The organism is Niallia sp. NCCP-28, from assembly GCF_023168165.1.
Lineage (GTDB): Bacteria > Bacillota > Bacilli > Bacillales > Cytobacillaceae > Niallia.
In genome coordinates, this window is the sequence record NZ_BQYJ01000003.1 from 689,500 (window position 1) to 700,498 (window position 10,999).

A 10,999-nucleotide genomic window follows, 5' to 3' on the forward strand; every position below is an offset into this window, starting at 1 on the left:
AGACAGCTAGACTCTAATTTCACTATAAATCAAACAATGCCTTTGTATCACAAGACAGTTTCCTTTTTCCTACATATTCATTGCGGTAATTGCAAAATGCATAATCTGTTTCCCATTCTTTATGAAAAAGGATGATTTTTTTTATCCCATGAATAATAGTATATACCTCTTCATTGGACATAGTTGGATGAAGAGACAGGCGCACCCAGCCAGGTTTATGGGAAAAATCTCCTTCCAGCACTTCTTGGCTGATTTTTTTCGATTGTTCTTTTGTTAAATGCAATAAATGATGTCCATATGGCCCTGCACAAGAGCAGCCTCCCCTTACTTGTATGCCAAAGCGATCATTTAGCAGGCGCACCATTAGGTCATAATGAACATTTTTAGCGATAAAAGAAATGACACCAAGGCGATTTTTATTGCAGGAATCAAGCACTTCTATTCCTTCTATTTTTTCTAATTCTGCAAGCGCAATTGTCACTAGTTCTTTTTCTCTTGCTTCAATTTCCTGTATGCCCATATTTTCTTTTAATTTTATGGCTAATGCCGTTTTAATCGCTTGCAAAAATCCTGGCGTCCCTCCATCCTCCCTTTCCTCGATGTCTTTTTTATAAAGAATATCGCCCCATTGATTGGTAAAATCAACGGTTCCTCCTCCTGGCAAATCAGGGACTTTGGATGTGAGCAAGTTTTTGTTCATTATGACAACGCCGCTTGTGCCAGGGCCTCCAAGAAATTTATGTGGAGAAAAGTAGATAGCATCTAATTGTTCTGTTTTATCGCTTGGATGCATGTCGATTTTGATATATGGAGCAGAAGCGGAAAAATCGATAAAACATAGGCCGTTATGGTTATGCATAATGCTTGCTAAATGGTGATAATCTGTTTTTCTTCCTGTTACATTAGAACAGGCAGTAAAAGCTCCTATTTTTTGTTTTCTATCTTTATATTTTTTCAGGAGTTCTTCTAGATAGCTATAATTTACATCTCCTGATGAATCAGGAGGAATCATTTCTACATCTGCATTGGTTTCTACCCAAGAAAGATAATTGGAATGATGCTCCATATGTGTTACAAAAACAATGGGCCTTTCTGATTCAATCTCCTTTTTTGGCTGTTTTAATCCAAGTATTCTCTGCAGTTTATTTACTGCTGCTGTCATGCCAGAACCTGCAAATAAAAGTATATCCTTTTCATTTGCATGAACATGTGACTTTATAATTTCTTTCGCTTCTTCATAAGCCTTTGTCATATAGGTTCCTGTAATATTTGATTCTGTATGAGTGTTTCCCACAAATGGGCCTAATTCTTTTGTTAATTTTTCTTCAATACTTTTATATAAACGACCACTTGCAGTCCAATCTGCATAAAGAAGTGTTTGCTTGCCAAAAGCGGAGAATGTTTGATTATGCCCAATAATATATTGTTTAAATCTTGAAAAATACAATTCTAAATCACTATTGAAAAAGTATGTGGATTCACCAACTCTTGCTTTTATCAATCTGAAATCCCCTTTCTCCCTCACTTAATAACCTATGTTAAAATAAAAAAGAAGTTAATCAACAAACGATGAAAATTCAAAATTTTTCTGTAAAGGAGCGAATCGAAATGAATTTATTATTTCCAGAGTATGTTCAAGCTTATATAGAAAGCTTAGTGGAGTCAGGAAGATCAAAGCTAACATTAAAACAATATGAATCTGATATCAAAAAGTTTATCACCTGGCTGGAAAAAGAGAAAAAAAGCACTAATTTCGAAACATTTGCCGCCCTTCAAACAGAAGATATACGCGCTTATTTTTTTTATTTGCGGAAGCAGCATTTATCCCAGGCAACCATTCGCCGCTTGGCATCTGTGCTAAGCCGTCTTATGAAATTTCATCAAGTAATAGCAGCAGAGGAAATCCATAAACTTTCAGAAGCGCTGCCTATGCGTTCTTTAACAGAAAATGACTTTATTAAAATAGAGGAATACAATCGGTTGATTGAATCATTGCAAACAAAGGAGAGCGAAAAAACAAAAAAATCGGCCCGTAACTATTTGCTGGATAGAAATAAAGCGATTGTCCAGTTGATTCGAGCATATGGATTAACTCCTCAAGAAATACATAATCTAACCATGAAAAATATTAATTTTGCACAAAGGGAGTTAATTTTACAGGGGAATGAGGTGGCCAGAAAATTTATACTGGAGGAAGATATTATAAAAAATATAAGAGCCTATTTTTTTTCCATTCCCCCATTATTTCGGCCAAAATATCATACACTTGATCCTTTGTTTGTTGCTTTTAACAATATTTCCTATTCTTTTCAGTATGATTATGATATTCAGCGGCCCAAGTTTTTGTCTGTTCGCGCTATTCAGGAAATGATTAAAGATGAAGTCAGAAAAATTCCTCTGCGAAAAATTTCTGCGTCAACATTAAGAAATACAGCCATTTTAGATTATATAAAAGAAGGGAAACGAGACGAGCAAATTATGAAGCGATTTGCCTTGACTAGTGAAGCAGCACTGCGACGGTATAAACAGTTTATTGAAACTGTTTTTTCTGAAAAAAGTAAAGGAGAACAATAATGATTCATATAAAAGTAGATCCTTGTAATCACGTCTACAAATTGCTGCTTGCTGCTGCATTTCGTGTTTGCGATTCCTTTCAGCTAATTCTTAGAAGTGATATGGGGGCAACATATAAAAAATATCAAACCATTATGAATGATTTGGAGCCTTCTTTCCTTACGAAAAAAAATCAATCTGAATGGGCAAGCACCATGCTTGGCGGCAGCCAAACAGTAGAAGTTTTCTATTATCAGACAGATGAAAATGCATGGAAAGCATTAACGAAACATAGCCAGTCTTTATACACTTGGGAACATCCAAAATTGCCGGAAGACTTGTCTTTTTTCCAAAAAGACAAAGAGTGGCTTGTTACAAGCAGCCATGAACAATGGTGCACGATATCGCCAAGCACTGAACAAGAAAGGAAAATGATTACAAGCATCCCTGGTTTGCTTTTTGAACTAGAATAAACCAAGCAAAAAAACCAGCAATTCTTTTTAAAGAGTTGCTGGTTTTTTTTTGAAATTATTGCTCTGTTGCATTATTTTCTTCCCAATATACTTCTGAGAATACATCTGCAAATGCTTCCATTGACCTCTTTAATTCTGCTTGGTTATTATCTACTCCGCCAACTTCTAAAAGAATTGCTTTATCAGAAAAATCTTGATTATAGATGCCATTTCCTTCTGTTTTTGCTTTGCCGAGAATCCCTCTAGAAATGCCAGGATACTTTTCTTTTAGTTTATTATTTAGTTTTTTTGCAAACTCTGTATTTTTTTCATAATTTTTATTTGCTTGCCCAATAACAAATACTAGTCGGGCATAAGACTTTCCATTTATCGTTGTAGTAGTCGCTTGTCGCCTGCTTGAATCTCGATGGATATCAATTAAATATGTTAAATCATTATTTACTGCAACTGCCTCTTTGACGATTTCTTTAGACATGGTATAAGAAGACGAATAGCTCCACTTGCGGTCCAGTAATTTTTGATTAAAGTTTGTTTTATCATGTTCCACGCCAATGCCCTCTTTTTGCAGAAGAGATGTCAGTTTGCTGCCAAGACTCACCACATTTACTCGTGGATCTGCGCTGATTGCATCATTAGGATTTGTAGTATTTTTTAATAATGGCAAATACGATTCTAGATTATGTGTTTGGTAGATAAACACTTTTTTTGTTTTTGCCACTTGGATTGGTTTTGTATCTTCTTTTTCTTCTGTTTGTTCTTTTTCAATGCTTTCTTCATTTGCTTCTTTTGGATTTTTTAATATTTCCTCTGATGGTGTTGATTCATAAGGCAAATTAGCAATTGTTGTCCCTTTTTCAGCCACAATAATATCTGTATGATAAAAGGTCAGCAATGGAAGTTCTCGTCCTAATAAGGTTCTCGTATCATCTAATTTAATATTCGTTGCTACCTGAAAAAATAACTTCGAAAAAGAAAGTCCGCTAGATGTAGTCTCTGGAAAAAAATGATTTTCTGATCGGAAAATTTCATAATAAAGATTCGTAGAATCCACCTCTTTTAGAAAGTTGCTGACATAGTTGGATGAAAGTTTTAATGAGAAAAAAGAAGTGGTGATCCCTGCAATTAAAATAAAAACAAGGATGACTCCTAATATAGTAGAATTAATGGCTTGGAAATAGTAGCGTATTTTAGTTGGATGCATAGGCCGTCTCCTTTCTATTAACAGGTATATGCATTTGCTAGAAAATTTAGAAGAAAAATATCAGTTAGTATTTTAAGAGATTTTTTAATGATATAAATTATATGCTATTATATATTGAGTGCGTAAAATTTCATTTATCTAAAAAAACTTTGCTGCATTTCCTACAGCAAAGTTTTGTATTTTTTATTCATTTGAATAGTTATTTTTATACTTCTTTTTATTTTTTTTAGCTGCTTTTTTTTCTTTTCTTTTTTCTTCCAGCTTTGTCTGTTTCATTGTTTTCTTTTCGATAAAATCCAGCTCTTTTTTTAATTTAAAGTAGCTTTGAAGACGTTTTGTTTCTAATTCACGTGCTTGTATTTTTTGTTGAACAAAACATCCAGGTTCATTTGTATGAGTACAGTTTCTAAATTTACATCGTTCAGCAAACTCTTCTATATCTTGAAAGCTTGTGTCAAAACTATCATTCTGTTCCCATAATTGCAGTTCCCGCATGCCAGGTGTATCAATTAAAATGCCCCCATTCGGCAAAAGAACCAGTTCTCGATGTGTTGTCGTATGACGCCCTTTTGCATCGTCTTCTCGAATGCTAGAAATTTTCATTTTCTCTGTTTCCAGCAGCGCATTAACAAGTGTAGATTTTCCAACACCTGATGAACCAAGCAATGCTCCTGAAACACCTTCTGCCAACAAATTCTGGATTTGTACTAATCCCTTTCCAATCAAAGCATAAACTGGAAACACCTCAACACCAAATGCGATATTATTCACTCTACGTTCAAACGATTCCACATCATCGCATAAATCTGCTTTTGTCAGCACTACAACTGGTTTTGCACCCGAATCCCATGCAGCAATTAAATATCTTTCTAAGCGCCTAATATTAAAGTCTTCATTTAAGCTCATGGCAATAAAGACAATATCCACATTTGCGGCAACAATTTGCTCATCTATTATAGTTCCAGCCATTTTTCGGGAAAACTTTGACTTTCTTTCGAATACATGGTGAATAATTGCTTTATCTTCTCCTTGCAATTTTTCCACAAGCACCCAATCGCCTACTGCTGGAAAATCTGTACGGGAAACTGTTGTATAAATAAAATGGCCTGAAAGTGTGGCAAGCCATTCAAAAGCGCCACTTCTCACACGATAGGAATGCTTATGTTCTAATGTAATACGTGCAGGAATACAGTTTTTATATTTATTATTTTGTTTTAAATAATCGTATTGGTTTTCAAAAAATTCGGTAAAACCTAATTGTTTTACATTCAATGATATTTCCTCCTAAATGTGCATAATAAAAAAACCTTGTGTTCTGCCATTTAGCAGTCCACAAGGTTTTTCCCACGTTTAAGAGGCATACATTATTGCTGAAATGTACACTTTTGGCGTGTGAACTGGGACAAACTAAATAGCATTGATTGATTTGCATATACGTTTTCCATAACACATCACCTTCTCTCCTTTTATTTCTTTTAATATATAAAAATAATCAGAAAATGTCAATTCTTTAGATATATTTTTTAAAAAAGTAAAAATCAAAATTATTAGATGCGTAAAATTTACTTCTCCATATAAGAACGGGCTGTCTAATACGTCCTAAAATAAAAACAGGGGAAGAAAAACAAATTGTTTTTCTTCCCCTGTTTTTTGATTTCTATTCATTTTTTATTCTACAAGAAAAGATGTTTTTTTGTATTTAATTTTTAAAAAGTTATGTAAGAATTAGGATGGATTTTGGCACTTTGTTGATTGGAATGGAAGATGTGAGACTCCTGCAGGAAACAGCGAGTCAAAAAGAGCCAGTGGAAAGCAAACGCCTGGAATGGAAATCAACAGGCAAGTTTAACAGCCCCTCTTTTCCAACCATTATTTAAAAGAAAAAAGAAACTCTGCTTCCCCAATCAACTCCCCGCGAACAGTTGCTCTTCCTGCCGCTTTGGCAATTGTTTTTTTTACTTTTGTGACAAATACTTCCACACAAAGTTCATCTCCTGGGAAAACTTGTTTACGGATACGGCAATTATGGATGCGAGCTAAAAGCGCCTGCTTATTATCATGTTTTTCATCACTGTGGATGGCAACTGCTGTTACTTGAGCTATCGCCTCGACAATTAGCACACCTGGCATAAGGGGGCTATTTGGATTTTGGCCAAACGCAAAGGTATCTTCTTTGCTGATTTGTTTGACGCCAACCGCCATTTTCCCTTCTTTCAACTCTAAAATCTCATCGACTAAAGGCAATGGATACCGGCTTAGTATCTCTTTCACTTTAGGGAGATTCATCATTTTTTTGATCCTTTATCCAGCTTAATCTCTTCTTGAAGATTTGCCATTACATCACTTAATTCTTTTGTTACATCCACGACATCTTTTTTTGTGCCATCGCTTGTTTTTAAATAAATAGGATCGCCGAAAATAACCGTAATTTTTTTGCCACTTAATAATCCTTTTAAATCAGTTGGACCGCTAAATGCAGCAGGTACAATGGGACACTTTGCTAAATTCGCAATCGTTGCTGCTCCTCTTTTTAGGGGTACATCTTCTGACGTTCTTGTTCCGCTTGGAAAAATCCCGACGATCTTGCCATCCTTTATTAATTTGACTGGCGTTTTAATGCTGCTTGGTCCTGGGTTTGCACGATCAACAGGAAAAGCATTAATGCTATTAAAAAATTTTGCTGTTTTTGGTGTATCAAACAACTCTTTTTTCGCCATAAAGTGAATATGCTTTGGCAACATAGCTGTTCCAAGTGCAACCACATCAATCCAGCCAATATGAGAACACGCCACAACATAGCCTTGCCCCTCTTTTGGGAGCTTGTCTTTATTAATCACCTTTGTACGTCCGAATAATCTTAACACGACATTGGCAAAGTTTGCTGTAAAGGTATACATAGATAAAACTCCTTTATATGTATGATAATAATCGTCATCAAATATGATAAACGCAATATCTGCTGTTTGCTTAAATAGAGGAATTAGAAAAATTCCAATCATATTCCCTAATTCATTTGTATTATACCATCTACTATTAGTACTAGATACTATAATTTATCCTTATATTAAATTATATACTATAATGACAAAAATGAGTAGACAGAAAAAATAGCAGAAATCTTTGTGAAACATTAAAGATTTCTGCTATTTTTAGAGTAGATTAATTTGCCACTTCTATTTGATTTAACATCTTATCAATAGTTTTTGCTACCCCATGTTGATCATTTGTATCCGCTACTTCTAGACAAACAGCTTTTACATCCTCTCTTGCATTTCCCATTGCTACTGGGTAGCCAACAAGCGAAAGCATGGACAAATCATTCATGCTGTCTCCCATAGCTAATGTCTTTTGCAAAGAAATGCCCAAATGATCTGCTAATTTGGTTAAAGCATGGCCTTTAGACGCTAAAAGATGTTCAAATTCAAAATTATACTTTCCTGAAGTAACAAGAGTAACAGATGTATCGTCTTTGAACGTTTCCCAGCCCTTTGCTAATTTTTGCTGATCAAAAGAAAAAGCAAGAATATTATAAACCGGGATTGATTTATCTTCTAAATCTTTATAAGAGTCGATAAAAGAAAAATTGGTTTGTTTAAATTGTGTATTTGCATGGTGTTCCAGTTCAGTACGATCTATATCTGGATTTGCCGTACATAAACGGTCCATTTCAATTGTAATTAACTCTCTTGCTGTTTGCGGTGTATATAAATAATTTTTGCTGAACACTTCATAATAATAATCATTTTCTTCCAGCCATTTGAGCAAATCTAACGCCTTTTTCTTTTCCATTGGCACATCATGCATAAGCTTTCCATCTGGGGAATGGATAGTTGCTCCATTTGCAGCAATAATCCATGTTTTGATGTCCGTTTCCTTAAATATTTCCACCACATCTGGATAGTTTCTTCCTGTTGCTACAATGACTTCTATCCCTCTTTTTTGTGCCTCTTTTAAACTTTTCACCGTTTCTTTGCTTAACTTGCTTTCATGATTTAATAAGGTTCCATCTAAATCAAATGTCATGCATGAAATCATTCTAATTCCCCCTTTAATCTTGCACAATCAAAAGTTCGACACCATTATTTTTTAATAACTCCATAAATGCTGAATCAGGCTCTTTATCAGTAATAAACAAATCAATTTCCTTTAATTCTGCAAATCGGTAAAATTCAGTAACGCCAATCTTGCTGTTATCTGCAAGTACAATTACTTGTTTTGCTTGCTGCATCATTTTTCTTTTTACAGCGCCATCTTCTTGGTCTGCAATGGTAAGACCATTTTCTGATACACCGACAACGCCAATAAATACTTTATCCACTAAATAGAAATCCAATTTTTCCAGCACAGAATGGCCATATAAATAGCGATGTTCTTTATGGAATATGCCTCCAAGCAAATGAATCTTCGGCTCCTTCTTATCGGAAAGCAGCTCAGCAGCATGAATGGAATTGGTAATAATAGTACAGTCTTTTTCCACATATTCTCCCATTGTCTGCACAGTGGTGGAAGCATCTAATATAATATGATCGTTTTCTTGAATTAAGGATGCGGCCAATTTTCCGATTCGCCGTTTTTCTTCAGACACAAACTTTAAACGGCTTTCGTAATTATGGACTTTTTTATGCTGACTTGGAAGAATGGCGCCTCCTCGTGTTCGAATGATTTTTTGCTGCTCCGCAAGTCTTACTAGATCTCTTCTTGCAGTATCTCTTGACACATCAAACTTTGTGCAGATTTCATCAACAGTTATTCGGTTATTTACGGTCAAACTTTCTAATATCAGCAATAGTCGTTCTTCCTGGGACATGTTTTCTCCTTTTTTCATTTATCATATAAGTAATTATAAGTTATTTTCACTTAAAAAACTATATTTTTTAAATAAAATAAGTAAAACCACTTAAAAAAACTTATTTATTGCATAAAAAAACTTATATGCTGTTTTGCAGCATATAAGTTTTTTTAATAATAATCAGTGTTCACTTTTTGCAGCCATTCACAAGTTTTATCGATTAGCTGCTGATAATGCTTTCCATTTGAAAAAGTGTGATTCGCATTATAGATCGTATCTGTTTCTACATTTCCATAGGACCTTTTCAAATAGCTTTTTTTATAATTTTTTAACCCTTCATATGCTATATCTTCATCTTCTGTTCCATGGATTAACAAAACATTGCCCATAAATGCCGCCGCTTCTTCTAATGGATGAAAATTCTTCATCTGGTCAAAATAATAAGAGCTAAAATAGTAGCCATTAAAATCAATTGCTGGCACATGATCTAATGTCTGCACATAATCTTCTCCAAAAATTTGCACAAGTTCTTTATATGGATCACTTACGGCAGCCCATTGAATAAGTTTCCTAATGCGCTTATCCGTATTTGCTGTCAAAAGTGCTGTTGCTCCCCCTAAGCTGTGGCCAAGAAGAATTAACTCTTCTACATAAGGAAGTTCTGACGCATAATTGATAATGGCTTTTGTTTGTTCGATTAATTCAGGCATGCTGTAATTCCCATAAGTGCCGCTGCTTTCCCCGCAGCCGCTATAATCAAATCGAAAAACAACATAGTTTTCTTTTGTTAGACGCTGTGCCGCTTTTACAAATAAGCGGTCTACTCCAACCCTTGAACCAATTAATCCATGGCAGATAACAATGGCTTTATATGATTTATTTTCTTGGAAATCTTTAGGTAAATCAACAGATAAAACAAGTTCTTCTCTTTTCCAATTTATAATTTTAAACATATGCATTTCCTCCCAGTCCAACTGCATCAAATAAAAGACGATTTTAAAACAGTCACTTTCTTATATGTATGTATAAATAAATTTTATATATAACTTTTCCCACCTGTTTACTATGTTTTAATGCAAAATATTCACTAGATAATAGTTCTATTATAGAATACATTCTTTTTTCTTGTCAAAACAAAATTTGCTTTTTTGCTGACTTCTTTTTGCCAATATGAAATAATAAAATAAAAACTAAAGGAAGACATATATGTATACAGATTATCATCACCATTCCAATTATTCATTCGACTCCCAGGCAGATATGGAAAAGGTATGCAAAAAGGCCATTGAAAAGGGAATTAAAGAACTTTGCTTTACAGAACATTTTTCTGTTAATCCTATTGCCCCTACCTATGGGCATATGAATTGGCCCCTTTATTTAAAGAGCCTATCCAATTGCCGCGAAAAATTCCAAGGACAATTAACTATTAAAACAGGGATTGAATTATGCGAACCCCATCTAATGATGGATGCCTATAAAAATGCCCTTTCCGGCCTTCCATTGGATTTTATCTTAGGCTCTGTTCACAATATCAGTCAATTGACATTGCGAAAATTTATGAATGGTTTTCCAGAAAAAGATTACTATCAAGAATATTTCCTAGAATTAGAAAAAATGGTGCAGTATGCAGATATTGATGTGATTGCCCATTTTGATTTAATGAAAAGATATGCTTATCCCATTTATGGCCGCTACTCTTTTGAAAAATACGAGCCGATCATTACTTGTATTTTACAAACAGCTATAACCCGCGGCATCGGCCTTGAAATTAATACATCTGGATGGCGGACATCTTTAAACGAGTCCCTTCCTTCTAAGGATATTCTTTTTTTATATAAAAAATTAGGCGGAGAAATTCTTACAATCGGCTCTGATTCTCACCATGTTGAAACGGCTGGCGATCATTATGAAGAAGCCATTCAACTTGCAAAAGAATGTGGATTTAAAGGGATATATACCTATACAAAAAGAGTGCCGAAGAAG

Annotated in this window: 12 protein-coding genes; 4 read left to right on the plus strand and 8 right to left on the minus strand. The window is 34.5% G+C overall.

Features of this window, described 5'->3' with window-relative positions; genetic code table 11:
* Window positions 1–22 precede the first annotated feature (22 nt).
* Complete coding sequence (locus NCCP28_RS12605; protein ID WP_375709397.1) at window positions 23–1,501, minus strand: aminotransferase class V-fold PLP-dependent enzyme; 1,479 nt, start codon at window positions 1,499–1,501, stop codon at window positions 23–25.
* 107 nt (window positions 1,502–1,608) lie between these two features.
* On the opposite strand from NCCP28_RS12605, the gene NCCP28_RS12610 reads away from it, so the two are divergent.
* Entirely contained in the window at window positions 1,609–2,574 is a 966-nt protein-coding gene (locus NCCP28_RS12610; protein WP_248561746.1) for a tyrosine-type recombinase/integrase, read from the plus strand.
* Window positions 2,574–3,026: a stage III sporulation protein AH gene (locus NCCP28_RS12615; RefSeq protein WP_248561747.1), complete on the plus strand. Its 453-nt coding sequence runs from the start codon at window positions 2,574–2,576 to the stop codon at window positions 3,024–3,026. The genes NCCP28_RS12610 and NCCP28_RS12615 overlap by 1 nt, the downstream gene beginning before the upstream one ends.
* A 55-nt stretch (window positions 3,027–3,081) precedes the next feature.
* On the opposite strand, the gene spoIIP is transcribed toward NCCP28_RS12615, so the two are convergent.
* A complete protein-coding gene (gene spoIIP / locus NCCP28_RS12620; protein WP_248561748.1) occupies window positions 3,082–4,227 on the minus strand; it encodes a stage II sporulation protein P in 1,146 nt (381 codons plus the stop codon).
* A gap of 183 nt (window positions 4,228–4,410) precedes the next feature.
* Entirely contained in the window at window positions 4,411–5,499 is a 1,089-nt protein-coding gene (gene rsgA / locus NCCP28_RS12625) for a ribosome small subunit-dependent GTPase A (protein WP_248561749.1), read from the minus strand.
* A 458-nt stretch (window positions 5,500–5,957) separates the two neighbouring features.
* On the opposite strand from rsgA, the gene NCCP28_RS12630 reads away from it, so the two are divergent.
* Window positions 5,958–6,104, plus strand: coding sequence for a hypothetical protein (locus tag NCCP28_RS12630; RefSeq protein WP_248561750.1), 147 nt, complete (start codon window positions 5,958–5,960; stop codon window positions 6,102–6,104).
* Here the strand turns inward: NCCP28_RS12630 and fabZ are convergent.
* The 5 genes from fabZ to NCCP28_RS12655 form a co-directional block, all read right to left on the minus strand.
* Window positions 6,097–6,516: a 3-hydroxyacyl-ACP dehydratase FabZ gene (fabZ, locus tag NCCP28_RS12635; RefSeq protein ID WP_248561751.1), complete on the minus strand. Its 420-nt coding sequence runs from the start codon at window positions 6,514–6,516 to the stop codon at window positions 6,097–6,099. The genes NCCP28_RS12630 and fabZ overlap by 8 nt on opposite strands.
* Window positions 6,513–7,124 carry a lysophospholipid acyltransferase family protein gene (locus tag NCCP28_RS12640; RefSeq protein WP_248561752.1) on the minus strand — a complete coding sequence of 204 codons (612 nt, stop codon included), beginning with the start codon at window positions 7,122–7,124 and terminating at the stop codon, window positions 6,513–6,515. Before NCCP28_RS12640 ends, fabZ begins: the two co-directional genes overlap by 4 nt.
* Window positions 7,125–7,386: 262 nt before the next feature.
* Window positions 7,387–8,262 carry a Cof-type HAD-IIB family hydrolase gene (locus NCCP28_RS12645; protein WP_248561753.1) on the minus strand — a complete coding sequence of 292 codons (876 nt, stop codon included), beginning with the start codon at window positions 8,260–8,262 and terminating at the stop codon, window positions 7,387–7,389.
* Window positions 8,263–8,275: 13 nt separating this feature from the next.
* The gene (locus NCCP28_RS12650) at window positions 8,276–9,034 is read right to left on the minus strand and encodes a DeoR/GlpR family DNA-binding transcription regulator (RefSeq protein ID WP_248561754.1); all 759 of its coding nucleotides are present in this window, start codon (window positions 9,032–9,034) and stop codon (window positions 8,276–8,278) included.
* Window positions 9,035–9,186: 152 nt separating this feature from the next.
* Window positions 9,187–9,969: an alpha/beta hydrolase gene (locus NCCP28_RS12655; RefSeq protein ID WP_248561755.1), complete on the minus strand. Its 783-nt coding sequence runs from the start codon at window positions 9,967–9,969 to the stop codon at window positions 9,187–9,189.
* Window positions 9,970–10,222: 253 nt separating this feature from the next.
* Between NCCP28_RS12655 and NCCP28_RS12660 the strand changes: the two genes are divergently transcribed.
* Window positions 10,223–10,999, plus strand: a 777-nt coding sequence (locus tag NCCP28_RS12660) for a histidinol-phosphatase HisJ family protein (RefSeq protein WP_248561756.1), incomplete at its 3' end; no start/stop codon positions are given.